Source organism: Calothrix anomala FACHB-343 (assembly GCF_014696435.1).
GTDB lineage: Bacteria > Cyanobacteriota > Cyanobacteriia > Cyanobacteriales > Nostocaceae > Aulosira > Aulosira anomala_A.
The window spans coordinates 1-16991 of record NZ_JACJQG010000013.1; the positions used below are offsets into that span (position 1 = coordinate 1).

General features: G+C 40.6%; 14 protein-coding genes. 11 read left to right on the top strand and 3 right to left on the bottom strand.

Annotated features, from left to right (window positions below; all coding sequences use genetic code 11):
- Together H6G08_RS09330 and H6G08_RS09335 are read right to left on the bottom strand one after the other, a co-directional pair.
- Positions 1 to 4302: beta strand repeat-containing protein (locus H6G08_RS09330; RefSeq protein WP_190540798.1), on the bottom strand; the 4302-nt coding region annotated here is incomplete at its 3' end.
- A 208-nt stretch (positions 4303 to 4510) separates the two neighbouring features.
- Positions 4511 to 5380 (bottom strand): trypsin-like peptidase domain-containing protein, encoded by an 870-nt coding sequence (locus tag H6G08_RS09335; RefSeq protein ID WP_190540802.1) that lies wholly within the window; start codon positions 5378 to 5380, stop codon positions 4511 to 4513.
- 415 nt (positions 5381 to 5795) lie between these two features.
- Between H6G08_RS09335 and H6G08_RS09340 the strand changes: the two genes are divergently transcribed.
- The 3 genes from H6G08_RS09340 (at position 5796) to H6G08_RS09350 (ending at position 9110) form a co-directional block, all read left to right on the top strand.
- The gene (locus H6G08_RS09340; RefSeq protein WP_190540805.1) at positions 5796 to 7586 is read left to right on the top strand and encodes a ShlB/FhaC/HecB family hemolysin secretion/activation protein; all 1791 of its coding nucleotides are present in this window, start codon (positions 5796 to 5798) and stop codon (positions 7584 to 7586) included.
- Between the two features lie 115 nt (positions 7587 to 7701).
- A complete protein-coding gene (locus tag H6G08_RS09345; RefSeq protein WP_190540808.1) occupies positions 7702 to 8274 on the top strand; it encodes a hypothetical protein in 573 nt (190 codons plus the stop codon).
- 53 nt (positions 8275 to 8327) lie between these two features.
- Positions 8328 to 9110, top strand: coding sequence for an ABC transporter ATP-binding protein (locus tag H6G08_RS09350; RefSeq protein ID WP_190541114.1), 783 nt, complete (start codon positions 8328 to 8330; stop codon positions 9108 to 9110).
- A 31-nt stretch (positions 9111 to 9141) separates the two neighbouring features.
- Here the strand turns inward: H6G08_RS09350 and H6G08_RS09355 are convergent, their stop codons facing one another.
- Positions 9142 to 9912 (bottom strand): response regulator transcription factor, encoded by a 771-nt coding sequence (locus H6G08_RS09355; RefSeq protein WP_190540810.1) that lies wholly within the window; start codon positions 9910 to 9912, stop codon positions 9142 to 9144.
- A gap of 554 nt (positions 9913 to 10466) precedes the next feature.
- Here H6G08_RS09355 and H6G08_RS09360 point away from each other — a divergent pair.
- The 8 genes from H6G08_RS09360 (at position 10467) to H6G08_RS09395 (ending at position 16985) form a co-directional block, all read left to right on the top strand.
- A complete protein-coding gene (locus tag H6G08_RS09360) occupies positions 10467 to 10721 on the top strand; it encodes a DUF6761 family protein (RefSeq protein WP_096645592.1) in 255 nt (84 codons plus the stop codon).
- A 376-nt stretch (positions 10722 to 11097) separates the two neighbouring features.
- Positions 11098 to 12471: a helix-turn-helix domain-containing protein gene (locus tag H6G08_RS09365; RefSeq protein WP_190540814.1), complete on the top strand. Its 1374-nt coding sequence runs from the start codon at positions 11098 to 11100 to the stop codon at positions 12469 to 12471.
- Positions 12472 to 12598: 127 nt separating this feature from the next.
- Positions 12599 to 13192 (top strand): IS607 family transposase, encoded by a 594-nt coding sequence (locus tag H6G08_RS09370; RefSeq protein ID WP_190540817.1) that lies wholly within the window; start codon positions 12599 to 12601, stop codon positions 13190 to 13192.
- Entirely contained in the window at positions 13095 to 14243 is a 1149-nt protein-coding gene (locus H6G08_RS09375; RefSeq protein ID WP_190540819.1) for an RNA-guided endonuclease InsQ/TnpB family protein, read from the top strand. The genes H6G08_RS09370 and H6G08_RS09375 overlap by 98 nt, the downstream gene beginning before the upstream one ends.
- A 187-nt stretch (positions 14244 to 14430) precedes the next feature.
- A complete protein-coding gene (locus tag H6G08_RS09380; RefSeq protein ID WP_190540823.1) occupies positions 14431 to 14817 on the top strand; it encodes a 6-pyruvoyl trahydropterin synthase family protein in 387 nt (128 codons plus the stop codon).
- A 357-nt stretch (positions 14818 to 15174) separates the two neighbouring features.
- Positions 15175 to 15696: a hypothetical protein gene (locus H6G08_RS09385; protein WP_190540826.1), complete on the top strand. Its 522-nt coding sequence runs from the start codon at positions 15175 to 15177 to the stop codon at positions 15694 to 15696.
- A gap of 108 nt (positions 15697 to 15804) precedes the next feature.
- Entirely contained in the window at positions 15805 to 16086 is a 282-nt protein-coding gene (locus H6G08_RS09390) for a hypothetical protein (RefSeq protein ID WP_190540830.1), read from the top strand.
- Between the two features lie 683 nt (positions 16087 to 16769).
- Positions 16770 to 16985, top strand: a complete 216-nt coding sequence (locus tag H6G08_RS09395) for a hypothetical protein (protein ID WP_096645595.1) — start codon at positions 16770 to 16772, stop codon at positions 16983 to 16985.
- The last annotated feature ends 6 nt before the right edge of the window (positions 16986 to 16991 follow it).

Here is a 16991-nt window from a genome sequence, read left to right on the forward strand (position 1 = left end):
CACAATTAAACTACTCGCACCCTCAACTGTATTTTTAAAAGTAATATCGTTATTACCAGAGTTGAAAGTGGTGCTACTACCTGTTAATTTGACAGCACTATTAAATTCTTGAATACCCGTGGTATTAATGTTATTGGCAAGATTAATATTGCTAGTACCTGCATCCACAATTAAACTACTCGCACCCTCAACTGTATTTTTAAAAGTAATATCGTTATTACCAGAGTTGAAAGTGGTGCTACTACCTGTTAATTTGACAGCACTATTAAATTCTTGAATACCCGTGGTATTAATGTTATTGGCAAGATTAATATTGCTAGTACCTGCATCCACAATTAAACTACTCGCACCCTCAACTGTATTTTTAAAGGTAATATCGTTATTGTCAGAGTTGAAAATTGTGCTAAGACCTGTTAATTTGACAGCACTATTAAATTCTTGAGTACCCGTGGTATTAATGTTATTGGCAAGATTAATTTTACCAATACCTGCATCCACAATTAAATTGCTTGCACCCTCAACGGTATTTTTAAAGGTAATATCGTTATTGTCAGAGTTGAAAATTGTGCTAAGACCTGTTAATTTGACAGCACTATTAAATTGTTGAATACCTGTGGTAGTAATATTGCTAGCAACATTGGTATTACTTGCAGTGATATCTAAACTACTTAAACTGACTTCACCCTGGAATTTAATGTCACCTGCACTCAGAATTAAATTACCATTCTCACCTAATGTACTCTTGAAAGTGATGTCACTATTTCCTGCGTCGAGAGTAATATTAGTATTGTTATCTAATAATACTGCTTGATTAAAAGCGATCGCCTGATTATCAGTGGTAATCCCAGCTTTGAGAGTCGTCGTCTTAGCATCTAAGGTGACAGAAGCATTATCTATAGTTGTAATTCCCGTCTCAACTGTGACTGTACCGCTAGGTGACTGAATTTTTACAGGATCTTGGAAGCTAACAGGGTTAAACCCCGCAGGATTAATTGTAATTGCACCACTACCATTACTCCGTCCGATGGTGATGCTACTAAAGCCATCAGCTAAGGCGCTGATATCTGTTGTCGTTAAATCTAAAGTTGTCGCACTGCTATCACTAGCACCACCCAAGATAATATTGAGGCTGTCTGTGAAGGGTTGAAGTGTTAGCGTACCATTACCCGTGACTGAATTAGCTGTGGGTAAGTTAATTTCGTTTGCTGTCAGCTTTAGGTTATTGCTACCTGCTGTTAAACCATTATTAAAAGCGATCGCGCCTGTATCTGATGTAAATGTTTTATTTCCAGTACCAGTCAGGGTTACAGCACTATTAAATGTTTGATCGCCTGTGGTGGTAATGTCGCTAGCGATATTGGTATTACCAGCATTCAGGGTTAATTTACCATCTCCATCAACAGTACTCTGAAAGGCGATCGCACCTGTAGTTGATGTAAATATTTTCTCTCCAGTACCAGTCAGGGTTACAGGACTATTAAATGTTTGATCGCCTGTGGTGGTAATGTCGCTAGCGATATTGGTATTACCAGCATTCAGAGTTAATTTACCATCTCCATCAACAGTACTCTGAAAGGCGATCGCACCTGTAGTTGATGTAAATATTTTCTCTCCAGTACCAGTCAGGGTTACAGGACTATTAAATGTTTGATCGCCTGTGGTGGTAATGTCGCTAGCGATATTGGTATTACCAGCATTCAGGGTTAATTTACCATCTCCATCAACAGTACTCTGAAAGGCGATCGCACCTGTATTTGATGTAAATATTTTATCCCCAGTACCAGTCAGGGTTACAGGACTATTAAATGTTTGATCGCCTGTGGTAGTAATGTCGCTAGCGACATTGGTATTACTTGCAGTGATATCTAAACTACTTAAACTGACTTCACCCTGGAATTTAATGTCACCTGCACTGAGAATTAAATTACCATTATCACCTAATGTACTCTTGAAAGTGATGTCACCATTTGCTGCGTCGAGAGTAATATTAGTATTGTTATCCAATAATACTGGTTGATTAAAAGCGATCGCCTGATTATCAGTGGTAATCCCAGCTTTGAGAGTCGTCGTCTTACCATCTAAGGTGATAGAAGCATTATCTATAGTTGTAATTCCCGTCTCAACTGCGATTGTACCGCTAGGGGACTGAATTTTTACAGGATCTTGGAAGCTAACAGGGTTAAACCCCGCAGGATTAATTGTAATTGCACCACTACCATCACTACGTCCAATGGTAATGAGATCAAAACCGTTTTTTAAAGTAGCGATTTCTGCTGCTGTCAAGTCTAAAGTATCGGCATTACTATTGGTATCACCACCCAGAATAATATTTTGGTTAGGTTTGAAGGGTTGAAGTGTCAGCTTACCAGTACCGGTGACTGAATCATTTACCAATGCGAAGTCAATCTTATTCGCTGTCAGCGTCAGGTTATTGCTACCTGCTGTTAAACCATTATTAAAAGCGATCGCACCTGTATTGGATGTAAATGTTTTATTTTCACTACCAGTCAGGGTTACAGCACTATTAAATGTTTGATCGCCTGTGGTAGTGATATTACCAGCAACATTAATATCTCCTGTTCCTGCATCTGCGGTTAAAGTATCTCCACCAACAATTCCACCAATGGTAATGTTACCGCTTGTTGTTGTCAGAGCGATCGCCCCTGCTTTACCCGTACTAGCGGAAGCATCTAAAGTACCTGTAGTAATGTCACCTGTTGCAGTCAGTTTAATCTTCCCAGTCTCATCGGTTATTGTTGATGTGGTTTTGATATTTCTTACTTGAATACTGCCATCGTTTAAGGGAGGTGTGATTTTTTTGAAGTCTGTATCTCCCTCAGTTATTGGGAGATTATCTGTTCCGACTGAAGCTAGACCAGCACTTATAATTAAAGCGCTAGTTGTTTTCAATGCATTTAAATCTTCATCTGGTACAGAAATATTAACATTCTGATCTTTGCCCGTAATGGTAATATCTCCTCCCTGGACACTCCCTGTCGCCCGTATCATTAAGGCTGCACCTTTGTAATCGCCAAACTTAACATCGCTGTTAGCTGTGATAATCGGATCGAAGTAACTGACAAAATTACCTGCACCGCCTGATAGATTGCGAATGCTAAATTGTCCACCACTGCGAAAATGGGCGTCACCAGAAACATTACCATCACTAACTAAACTCAGGTTATTACCACTGACAAAGGGTGTCTGGGGATGATTCAAAGCGAGAATATCAATACTTTGATTTCCCTGGATGTAAAGATTTCCCCCAGCTTGGGCTAAAAAAGGATTGGCGACAGTATCCCGTGCTAAGACTGTGTTTTTTGCTAATAAATTTAAATCGCCAGTGGTGCGCAGTTGACTTTCTGGCAAAATTAAATTTTGGGCGGCGTTGAGGGTAGCTGTTTTTGCTGTCACTCCTGTGGCGACTACATCCCCAGCATTTACAGGGATACCTGATGCAGCTAGTTGCACCTGTCCATTATTAACTGTCAAACTCTGATTATTTGCCGTACCTCTACCAGTTAATAATTTTGGTAATGAGGCTACAGAAACATTTCCCGATACTGCTGCGTTGGTGGGAATTTCTAAACTGAGTAAATGTCCTGCTTGACTAATACGGATCAAACTTTGCCCCGGTACGGAGGCGACGGTAACATTACCAGCTGGTGCAGATAGCTGTCCGGTGCTAACTACTGTACCACCCAGTAAATTTAAATTACCTGTATTTACAGTCAAGTTACCCAGGTTAATAATACTCCCTGGTTGATCTGTGTTGAAACTAAAGCTTGTGGGGTTACCGATTAAAGCCGCGTAGTTATTATTACCTGATGCTAGAAACCAATTGCCACCAATACCAATAGCATTAGCAGTACTGACGGTAAAATCAGCCGGTACATTTAAGCTGGCGTTGGCACCAAACATAAAGCCAGCCGGGTTGAGCAAAAATAGATTAGAATTCCCGCCAGTAACTTGAATTAAACCGTTAATAATGGAAGGATCGCCGCCAACTACCCGCCCTAAGATATTTTGCACGTTGGGCTGAGAAAGAAAATTGGCGATTTGGTTGTTATCTAAGCCAAATTGTTGAAAACTGTGGAAAAGATTGGCTTTATCGCCCGAAAGGGTACCCCCGCTAATATCTAACTGGTTACCGTTAGGCGTAACTATAGTATTTGTACCGTCAACTGCTGGTGTAATTGACTGCCCTTTAGCTGGGGCGATCGCGCTTAAAGAAAATATCTGCGCGATCGCTTGACTCACGATCAGTATTAATAGGTTAATCTTTTGCGCTAGTGAATTCATAGTATTTTCCGCTATAGAGGTAACTCAGTTACTTTGGTATGAGGGTATAAAAAAGCAGCAAGAAATTCCCCCATCCCAGCAGATAGGGGAATTGTTGACCACTCAAAACCTTGGTGGATGTGCTATCTTCACCTCAATTCGATTCAGAGTGTCAGACAGCGCCTTATTAATACTGATTTTTCCTCAGAGCTTTTACTTAATTGCCAAGTTACCGATTCACAGCCTCAATATCTGTCTCGAAAATTTCTTGTTGGAAATTAAATGGTGTGTTGCCTCTCAAGGACATAGTTAATAATGGCGGTGTCAGGTCTAATCTAACACGCATTCTCGAATAATTACGCAATTGGCTAAACCCCCTTCTTTTGCCAAATGCCTTGCTCTGGTTTTGATTTTTGTCGAATAGCGTCACCACACGCCCCGAAGTATCAAACACCGGGCCACCCGCTAATCCTGATAAATTATACCGAGAAGGTAAGTTAGTGTAAGTCCGGGATTTATCTTTTTTCTGTAATTCTGTGACATGAAACATCCGGTTTTTACCGCTAGGAGGGTTAGCAAATCCACCGACGTATGCACCATTACATAGCTGTGGATCTGCTTGTAGACAATCTTGCGGATCTTCTGTTTCTACTAGTTTGGCAATTTCATAAGTGCGATCGCTTTTAAAACGCACAATGGCTAAATCTTCACCCGGAATTTCTTCAATGTCTGCGGCAGAAATTCTGATTTTTTGGCGCTTATTGCCCCCTACACCGGAAGATAAGGGTGTAATAATGTCATATTGAATATTTTTGTCTTGTACTACCTTCTTGGTTGTGAGTACGGCGTAAACGTTGGTTCCTCCTTCTTGATAGGCACCGCTAATTACCCCCGAACCCGCAGCACCCACACTTGGCTCAATCCTGACTACCGTTGCTTGGGCGATCGCTGCTATTTCTTTTGGCTGCAATTCCTTAGCTTTGTCTGACTTTTGATTGATTGCTGGCGATTGTACAGGCTTTTGTGCCAGCGTCGGTACAACTCCTGTGAGTATAGTGACACTAGCGAGACAAGTTGCTACTAAAGATTTATTTAACATTTACTTTCCTTTCCCTTGGATGCTAATCTGCCTCAGTTGTTGATTCAGACGTAGATAAGAACAATCTGCTTGGTTATCGCTACTAAATACAAATTTTGGTGAATTTGTCTTCATTTTCTGCTGCTATCATGCTTTAGCCTTATTTTTAGTATCTAAACCATGCCTATAAAAAAACACACAAGAAATACCTAAATTTTAACCGATCACATATCAATCTAATATAAAACCGAGTAATTACTGATATTTTTACAGAAAAAATACATAAAATATAAGAATTCTCCAAAAAAGCTCAAAATCACCCATCTCATGGGGCGATCGGTTTTTATAGCTTTATAAAGATTCTGTAAAATGTGATATTTATTACGTATGATTGGGTATTAGTGCTTAAGTAAAGTTTTTATTGCGTAACTCAAAAATGTATTTTTTATTACAGAAATTTGTTGCTGGGATTGTATTGTTATTTTCTAGCAGCCTTGTGATTGCTGGGATATTCCCTAATTATGCTGATGCCAAATTAGCCACAGCAATATCAACGGCAGCTAGCAATACATCTTTGCATCCCAACAGTCAACGAGAGGAAAAGGGACAGGGTGCAGGGGGCTTAGTCCTTCCCTATAGAGATCCTTTTGTGCCTAACTCTGCTGGGGAATTAGAGATGGCGCAAGCAACACCCACCCCAGAAGCTTCACCAACGCCAGATTCTCCGCCGATTACCGTCACGAAAATCGATTTACAAGGTAGTAGTTTTGCCGAATCAGCCGCCATCCAATCTATCTTGAAGACTGTAGAAGGACAGACAGTCAGTTTAGCCCGGTTAAAGAATATTGCAGACCAAATTACTGGTTGGTATTTTCAGCAAGGCTACATTACCTCAGAAGCAATTGTAGACGAGTCATCTATTAAAGATGGCGTAGTGAGAATTCAGGTAATTGAAGGTACTATCGAAGAAATTCAATTTGACCCACCAACAAAACGCATTCATCCTGATTATGTGCGATCGCGGTTGGGAATGGGCACTCATAAACCTTTTTCTCCATCTAAGCTAGAAGAACAATTAAGGTTATTGCAAATTGACCCGTTATTTAGCAAAGTAGAAGCTAGTGTTCGTCCGGGAACCAATCGAGGTCAAAGTATTGTAGTAGTGCGCCTCACCGAAGCCGAACCCTTTGATTTAAATTTGAGTGCAGATAACTATTCTCCCCCTAGTTTGGGTTCGGAAAGATTGGGTATTGGTGCTATTTATCGCAACCTGACCGGAATTGGCGACCAAATCAGCGCAAATTATTACTTTACTACTAAAAGTGGCGGTTCCAATCTTTACGACTTTAGCTATCAAGTACCGCTAAATCCGATGAATGGGACTTTGCAATTAAGAACTGCAATTAACAAAGTCAAAGTAGTTCAAGCACCATTCGATATTTTTGATATTCGCGGTGAATCTACTTTGTATGAAATTACCTACCGTCAGCCAATAGTGCGATCGCTTGCGCAAGAATTTGCTCTATCCTTAGGTTTTAGCGTCCAAAACGGTCAAACATTCACCTTTGCAGGGCCAACCCCCTTCGGTATCGGGCCTGACAATGATGGTAATAGCCAAACCCGAACAATTAGATTTAGCCAAGATTACGTACAACGCAGTCTTGAGGGTGTTTGGGGATTGCGATCGCAATTTAACTTTGGCATAGGTGCTTTTGATGCTACCATTAACGACGACCCCAAACCCGATGGTCGGTTTTTTAGTTGGTTATTGCAACTACAGCGACAGCAAAAATTAAGTCAAAATCATCTGTTAATCGCCCAACTTGACCTGCAACTCACACCCAACGGTTTATTACCCTCCCAACAGTTTGTCATTGGTGGCGGTCAATCAGTGCGTGGCTATCGTCAAAATGTCCGCGCAGGTGATAATGGATTGCGATTATCTATAGAAAACCGCATAGGTTTACAAAAAAACCCCGACAACGGTCAAGATGTGCTGCAATTAGCGCCATTTTTTGATTTAGGATATATCTGGAATGTCGATAGCAACCCCAACCTAATCCAAAGACAAAAGTTTATCAGTGGTTTAGGGCTAGGCGTTTTATGGAAACCCCTACCAGATTTTAACTTGCGTCTAGATTATGCCGTTCCCCTAATTGAGCTAGACGATCGCGGAACAAATGCGCAAGATGACGGCTTGTACTTTAGCGTTGGCTTACATCTTTGACAAACTTCGCTACGAAGTGACATAAATGTTGGGTTTCGTTCCTCAACCCAACCTACCCATATTCCCTCACCTCTCGCTTCGTTCACAATAAAGATAAAGATATCTAACTTGAGCCGTGACAGCAAACCTAGTTAATCCTTCAACCTCTGTTTTTCGCCTCTCACCGTTAATTCGGATTACACTGTTGAGTCTATATATCGCACTCACAGTTCCCTTACCTTTTTTAGCCCAAGTTACAGCTGCACCTATCCCACCGTCATTATTATGGGTAGGAATTGGTATCGGTTTGGTTGCTTTATATGCAGTGTTGACCGAAAGAGTTATTGTAGACGACCAAGGAATACAAGTCGCCTATCCTCTATGGGTACCGCGATTTTTTCGTAAAGGTTGGTCTTTGGCTTGGTCAGATGTGAAAGAATTAAAACCCCGTACCACTGGTCAAGGAGGTATTGTATATTATTTCCTGAGTCAGTCTGGACAAGCTTATTTATTGCCGATGCGTGTAGTAGGATTTGCTCAACTCGTTAGGCAAGTACAAGCAAAAACAGGTATCGACACCACAGATGTGCGTCCTTTAGCACAACCTTGGATGTATTTTATATTGCTGGGTTTCACGTTATTGTTGCTGTTGGTAGATGCTTGGACTATCTCTACAGCTTTAACTCACCCAATAATTACTAATTCGTAATTCGTAATTCGTAATTACGATTGATTTTGACCAATTCTTAAAGAAAGTTGAACTTGGATACTGTCACCCCAAAAGCCATACTCGAATTAGAGCAAGTTAATCTGTTTACAAAGCTCAAAACCCAACTATCAGCCAATCACCAAGGATATCCCATATTGCAGGATATTTCCTTTGAGGTTTACCCAGGCGATCGCATTGTCATTGTCGGGCCATCAGGAGCGGGAAAAACAGCCTTATTTAAGCTGATTAACCGCCTGATGGAACCAACTAGCGGCAAAATTATTCTAGAAGATAGGGAATATCGCCAAATCCCCATCGTCCAGTTACGCCAGGTAGTCACGCTGGGATTACAAGAGTCTAAGCTTTTGGGGATGACAGTCCAACAAGCATTGGCTTATCCACTGGTATTGCGTGGTTTATCCAAACAGACAATACAGCAACGAGTCAGTTATTGGATGGAACAACTGCATATACCCAATGATTGGTTAGGACGCACTGAAGTACAACTTTCTCTGGGACAGCGCCAACTAATTGCGATCGCCAGAGCTTTAGTCATCCAACCAAAAATATTATTATTAGATGAGCCAACTTCCGCCTTAGATTTTGGTATTGCCACCCATGTAATAGAAATCTTAATTCAGCTGGCTGCCAGCCATCACACCACAATTTTAACAATTAATAACCAGCTAGAATTAGCACAGGTATTTGGTACAAGACTCTTCCACCTCCAGCAAGGTCAATTGTTAACAGATAGAACAACTGCTGAGGTAGACTGGTCTAATTTACGCGCCAGCTTGCAACAAGCAGAAGCTCAAGCCTCCCAAGAGTGGATTTAGTCAACAGTCAACAGTCAACAGTCAACACCCCCTACACCCTTTGCGTACTCAGGGTTGAGCGTTGATTGCTAAATCTCTCTTTGGGCAATTTTGCTGGTGATTGCGGTAAGTTGGAATTTAAAATTTCCATGTTAAACCGGTATCCTACATTCCGGATAGTTTGAATTAAACTGGGTTGCCGAGGATCTAGTTCAACTTTTTTCCGCAGCGATAAAACGTGAGTATCAATAGTGCGTGGATTATCAATGGCGTCAGGCCAAGCTCTTCTGAGCAATTCTGACCTAGACAGAGGTACTCCTCCAGCTTGTGCTAAAACGTATAGTAAACTGAATTCTTGAGGTGTTAAATCAATAAATTCTCCCTGAAATCTCACCCGGCGTTGCACTAAATCAATTTGCAAGGCACCATAATCTAAGTAAGCTGGTGCAACAGGTGTGCGGTTGCGACGAATTAGCGCTTCTACTCTGGCTAAAAACTCTTGCATCCCAAATGGTTTGCTCAAGTAATCATCTGCTCCCGCCCTTAAACCGACTACAACATCACTTTCATTCGCACGGGCAGATAGCATTAAAATTAACGGCTGTTGCTGACGATGCAGCCAACGGCAAAATTCAATGCCATCACCATCAGGTAAATCAGCATCTAGAATCACCAGTGTTGGTTGCTGGCTTAAAAACACTTCCCTTGCTTGATATATGCTGGCGGCTTGATGTACGCGATATTCGAGCTGCTGCAAGTGCCAACCGAGCAACGACCTCAGATGGGGATTCCCCTCAACGATTTCAATACAAACCGAACCCACGGTGGCAAGACCCCTTAGCGTTGATGACTTTCAAATTAACAAGCCCATGCCCAAGGTTTTGTAGTCTTTGTTACTCCAATTATGATTAACTTGACATTTTCTGATGACAATATTAGCTAAAAGTTTAACTTATGCTTTAACTTCAGCCGATTAGTAATATTCTTAAATTTTTGTTAGACTTATGAAAATTATTTCTGGCTACACATCCTAGCTCCATCGAAGGGGGTAAAGCACCAACAAGCGATCGCTAAACTCGCCGATCCTGCCCAAAGGTATATCCTGACTTCATTCCCAAAGCAGATCGCACCCGGCAAAACTTAGTTTTAAGATAGTCTAAAAACGCAGGAAGTTACAAAAGCAAATTATAAAAATAACTTACTTACTTGACTTATTTTGTGCTTTCTGGAATAGGATCAGAATACGTTGTAGCTGCTGGAGGGTAACGCCCAAAAGAGAGAAATTGATTTTGACTCCTGCATAGGGGGAAAGTCACACTTCACATTTTTGCCCGAATCATTTACAATTCTCATTCCAAAGAGATTTATTCAGCAGTTATGCTCCAAGACACACAAACCATCCGCTATTACCAAAGAATTACCGACGCCTTCGTCGAGTTATGGAATCGCGGTTATCGTATGGACGATATGCGGATGTATTTGGATGGATATTTAGCCGCGCTGAGACATGGGAACGCCATTGAACCCTATTTGATTCATCGCCTCGAAGAGGAAGCCAGCCGCTACCTATACGATGCCTCAAACTTTGCAATGGTGCAACCAGAACCAGAACCACAACACGATTACTACTAATGCCCTGCTGGGGTCAATGGTAGTTACCACTAATCAACGCAGATGATTATAGCATATTACCTGCTTTGATCAAGGGGTCGTGTGGTATGGAATTTTGAAGATATTTTTGATAAAACATTTTCCCCCAGTCATCTAATCTTTTTGTCGAGACTACTGGGGGGATTTTAGTTTAGGGGTAATTGTTGACCGTTGACAGTTGACCGTTGACAGTTGACCGTTGACTGTGCATAACTCAGCAATGCCCAATGCCCAATGCCCCATGCCCCATGCCCAATGCCCCATGCCCCATAACAAAATGTAAACTTCTGCGGGAACTGCATAAAACTCTAAACAATCTCCGATAGGTGGATGCAGATCTTAGCTAGGAATATTTTATGTGACAGTCATAGAGTTAAGTTTTGAGCAAGCAATGCTGGTTTTAGACAAAGCATTGCAAAAGAAGCATCTGAGTAATATCCAAGAGATGGTGCTTAGATTGTGCTGGAGTGGATATACTTATGCAGAAATTGCCGAAAGCTCGGGTTACGATGATGATTACATCCGAGATGTAGGCTTTCGGTTATGGCAAATGCTCTCAAAAGCGCTGGGGGAAAATATTGCTAAAAGTAATGTCAAAACAGTCTTGCGCCGCCATTATTCCAGCCTGAAGCAAGTAGATTCACAAGTATCTACTATCGCCGCATTTCCCACCCCGAAAATCCAACAGCAGCAAGATTGGGGAGAGGCGATTGATGTTTCTGTGTTCTATGGACGCCAGAAAGAACAAGAATTGCTGCAACGCTGGATTATTGATGAAAAATGCCGTTTGCTCATGTTGTTAGGAATGGGGGGGATTGGTAAGACGGCTTTGTCTGTGAAAGTTGCAGAAAAGTTACAAAGTAAGTTTGATTTTGTTTTTTGGCGCAGTCTGCGCAATAGTCCAGCAATTTCTGATTTGATGCGAGAGTTAATTTCTTTCGTCTCCCAGCAATCAGCAGCAAGTTTACCAGAAAACCTGGATGTACAAATTTCTTACTTAATGAAGTATTTGCGCTCTCGACGCTGCCTCATTTTATTGGATAATATCGAATCGCTTTTGCAAAGTGGAGAGACATCCGGACATTATTGCACTGGATATGAAGGATACGGTCAACTTCTCAGAAGGATAGGAGATGAAGTCCATCAAAGTTGTCTAGTTTTTACTACCAGAGAAACCCCTAGTGGGTTTACAGCTAGAGAAGGTGACGCTTTACCGGTGCGATCGCTCCAACTTACTGGTTTATCTGCGGTAGAATCACAGCAAATCCTCGCAACTAAAGGATTAGTAGATTCTACAGATGAATGTCAGCAGTTAATTCAGCGTTATGCAGGTAATCCTTTAGCTTTGAAAATTGTCGCTACGACAATTCAGCATTTGTTTGATGGCAATATTTGCCAATTTTTACAGCAAGGCTCGGTGATTTTTGGCGATATTTGGGAAATATTAGAGCAACAGTTTAACCGCTTATCTGCTAACGAAAAGCAGGTGATGTATTCCCTAGCAGTTAAGCAAGATTGGGTAAGTTTACAACATTTACAACAGTATGTGATTCCGCAAATCTCAGAGCGAGAATTACTAGAAGCACTTTTTTCTTTACAAAGGCGATCGCTAATTGAACAGCGCTCGGCTAGTTATACTCAACCAACTGTAGTCATGGAATATGTGAGTGAAAACCTGATTGGTAAAGTGTGCTGTGAAATACCTACAGCAGAGAATTATTCATTAGCTTAATCATTTTGGTTTCCTTCATACTTATTTTTTCAGCTAACTAGCGCGATCGCATTTGGGGAGGGCTAGTCAATAGCTAGTATTTTGCTAACAATAGATTATGTTTCCTCACAAATGTTAATATAGTGGTATGGCTTACGTACCACTACGAGAAGCGGTTAAAGCGCTGGGATTACACCCAAATACTTTAAGGAAATACGCCGACAATGGGAAAATCGAGAGCATCAAAAACGAAGCAGGGCAAAGACTTTTTAACGTCGAGTCCTACCTTCGCGGTGCAACATATCGCTCCCTTGTTTGCTACTGCCGAGTTAGTTCAACTAAACAACGAGACGACCTTGGTAGACAAATTGCCTACATGCAATCACTCTACCCGGAAGCCGAAATCATCAAAGATATCGGCAGTGGAATCAACTTCAAGCGTAAAGGACTGCAAACCTTACTGGACAGACTTCTGCGCGGAGATAAGCTCACGCTTGTTGTTGCCTGTCGTGACCGACTCGCACGGTTTGGATTTGAGCTTATTCAGTACATGGTCGAGCAAAACGGTGGACAAATCGTGGTTCTCGACAACACTGTACACTGCCCCGAATCAGAGCTTAGGGCGGATCTTCTCTCCATCCTCCATGTCTTCTCTTGTAGAATGCACGGACTTAGGAAATACAGTAAAAAAATCAAGGAAGATCCGGATATTCCTAACAGCAACCCAAAGACAGACGATTAAACAGTGGTTTGGTGTTTCTAGGTTTGTCTATAACACCACAGTCAAACTACTGCAAGATTCAACTGTTAAGGCGAATTGGAAAGCAATTAAGACAGATATATTGAATGGACTACCTGATTTTTGCAAATCAGTACCTTATCAAATCAAGTCAATTGCCATCAAAGATTCCTGCAAGGCTGTTAGTAATGCTAAGAAAAAGTTTAAAAATGGTGGTGCTATTAGCTTTTGTAAGTTTAGGTCTAGAAAAGCCCCTATTCAATCTTGCTATATTCCTAAATCTGCGGTGTCAGACAAAGGAATTTACCACACTATTTTGGGTGAGGTAGTATTCAAGGAAGCCTTACCTCAGAGCTTTGGTGACTGTCGATTAGTGTTTGCTTATGGCGACTACTATCTGACAACACCTATGGTAGTGTCACGACAACAGTTCGATAACCAAGGGCGTGTCGTGGCACTAGATCCAGGCATCAGAACATTTATTACATTCTTTTCAGAATCTAATTTTGGTGAAATCGGAACTTCAGCTAATATCCAAATTCAAAAACTCTGTTTTCGGTTGGATAAGTTAATTTCTAAAATCACCAAAGCCAAGTGTAAGCAGAAGAGAAGATTAAAATTTGCTGCAACAAAACTACGAGATAAAATCAAAAACCTTGTAGATGAATTGCACAAAAAGACCGCCCGATTTTTGGTTGATAACTTTGACATTATTCTGTTACCGACCTTTGAAACATCTCAAATGTCGAAAAAGGCAAAACGGCGAATTAGATCAAAGTCAGTACGTCAGATGTTGACACTATCTCATTACCGTTTTAAGCAGTTTCTTAAGCACAAAGCTTTTGAAAACAGCAAGTTGGTAATGGATGTTAATGAGGCGTATACATCCAAGACAGTTAGTTGGACTGGTGAAATAATCCACAATCTTGGTGGAGGTAAATTCATTAAGTCACTAACTGACGGGCGAGTGATGCCAAGGGATCTAAATGGTGCGCGAGGGATTTTCCTTCGTGCATTGGTTGATACGCCCTCACTTCGTGAGTGTATTTGTTAATGAATGTTAGCAAAAAAGTATCGGTAGCATCAAGTGCGATCGCGCTTTTTAATTGTTTGTCTGACAAACCCGCTCATAGTCAAGCCTGCAAGAATTAAGCAATACTTGTATATATCTAGTTGTGATTGTGAATGAGATATGGTGGCGTGAGTATTTCAGTCACTATAGACTATGAGGTGATGTCAAAATGCCCAAATGGAAATTAGTTACAGAATTCACCTTTGATAGCGCTCACTATATCAAAGATTATGATGGCCCTTGTGGTCGAATGCACGGACATACTTATAAAGTGAGACTCGAAGCTACATCATCAACGTTGCACTCTTCAGAATATTGCCCGCATCCAGTTATGGTAGCTGATTTTAAAACCTTAAAATGGGCTAAACAAGATGTAACCAAAGGCGGACTCGATCATTGCGTTCTCAATGAAGTCTTACCTCCAGAATACGAAACAACTGCGGAGATGATCGCCAAGTATATTTACGATCAAACTAAGCAGAAGTTACCCGCAGAGGTACAGCTCAAAGTTCGAGTTTCCGAAACACCGAATAGTTGGGTAGAGTATCAAGATTGAAGATGGTCATTGGTCAATAGTCAATAGTCAATAGTCAATAGTCAGTAGGGGCGGGTTTATTTGGATCTTTGTTAATAAATGAGGATATCGGTGAACCCGCCCGTACAGTGGTCATTTGCCATTATGTAGGAAAATTTGGCTAAAATAACTTTCTTCGTCTCTTATTCGCCAATTATTCGGGTAATTTATCGTAATTTGACGCAATAATCATCTAAAAATTAATCCGATCGCTCGTTTATAAGTCGGCGATCGGATTAATTTTTGTTGAAGCAAAAATTTTCATAAAAAAATTAGCCGAATAAAAAGTATATAGTTATACTTTTTATAATCAAATTCCTTTGAGTTTACAAGCGAAAAATGACGAAATTTAAACATATACTCACTAGCATAGCTTTATGCTCGCTTTCTTTGGGTGGTGTTGTTGGTAGTAGTTTTGCTCAATATAAAGTATCAAATCAATCTAGCCCGCAGACACAAACCACTGCGCCTGATTGTCCTTTACCTGTAGAAATTGCAGTCACTTTCTTAGACTCTAAATGTCAGGAAATTAAACTCCAAGAAGACAAAACTTACTACCGCTACTTCAGTACCGATAAAAATAAATTTGGCAGATATCTGACTACTAATCTCTATAAGAAAAATGTTGATGTCATCAGGAATTTAGCTTTAAAGCAAGAATGGGGTAACCAAGCGACGATGATGTTAACTGTGACGGTACCTGCGGGAACGACAGTTTATGAAGGGGTAGTAGCTCCCCAAGACCCAGCACAATGTTACCCTGGTGGTGGACAGCAAACCTTTATTCAAGATTCCAAAGATCCCAATTTAAAATGGTCTGAAGGGACTCCAATGAAAGTTAAGAAATTTACTTGTCCCTAAGCAAGGGGCTAGCTAGAAAATAGCGTTGACTGTTGACTGTTGACTGGGAAGAGACATTTTCATGCACTCTTTGTGTGATTTATCACATGATCGTCTAACTTAAAAAAGATGGAAGCAAAAAAACAAGAATTTCTCCAACTGGTAGATACAGCGCTAGAAGTCGGGAAAGGTATGCTTGCTGCTGACGATTCACCTTCAGAACGATTAAATACGTTGATTGCGCAATTACAGCAGATCAAAGCTAATACAATTAGCGATCGCCTCCAACCATCTGATGGACATGTGACGCTAGGATTGGCGCGTGAAGTAGCTGATTGGATTGAGAATTTAGATTCTCCGTTACTGAAAGCTGTAGGTGCAATCGAGATCTATTACCAACAGCAACTCTAGAGATAAAAGTTATACCAATTGTTGGGTAATGGCGTTAAGTATTAGCAATCTGTCCCATGAATTTTTTGCTCTTGTCTGAAGACGAGTAAAAACTTTTACCAGTGGTAGAGGTTAAACAATTAACTTCTACCATTATTTTTAATAACTTACTGCTAGCTGATGAATAAAGATTGCAAAGTTATTGAGTAATTTGTTATACTCCACATGACCAATAAATCTTAATATTTTTCTTCCTCCTTAAGGTATAGAAATCTTTAAGGGCAAGTAAAATAAATGCTATTAATAATTCTTTTTATTGTGTTTTTGCCGGACATTAATCTCTAATCCTCGTATTAATAACGTTTCTCTAGCAATAAATGGCAATATCGCAATTAAAATCTGTGGTTTATGTTGGCGGTAAGCCCTGCTAGAGCGAGATTTGGAGTTAACTGAATAATATTATTATTTCTTCCACTGAAAGCAGTAAGTTTTAGGGTAATATTAAGTATATATACTTGAAAAACAAGTAAAACTAGCCCAACAATTAGCCGATAGCGATTGATAATTCTTAACCTTCATAAAGTTATAAATCGCTTTATTAAGCTTTTGATAATAGTTATCTCAGGTTCTACATTCATGCCGCAATCTGTTGCCAGAATTGTGTAATCTGAAAACAGCGAAGCTAATAATTAAATTGAGGTCTGATGACTCCTAAGATTATGCGTCAGCTTTGGTCGGTGGTGGAAACTGCCCAGACCAAGACTTTATTACAACTAGACGATGCTAGCTTGGTGCAATGGTTAGTCAAGCAAACCAACACCGAAGCATTGTTAGAACAGAAAGAGACTGATTTTCTGTGTGATTATATTCAATCGCGCCTGTCTCTGATTCGCGATTTAGCTTATGAACGACAGTGTTAAGAGCGA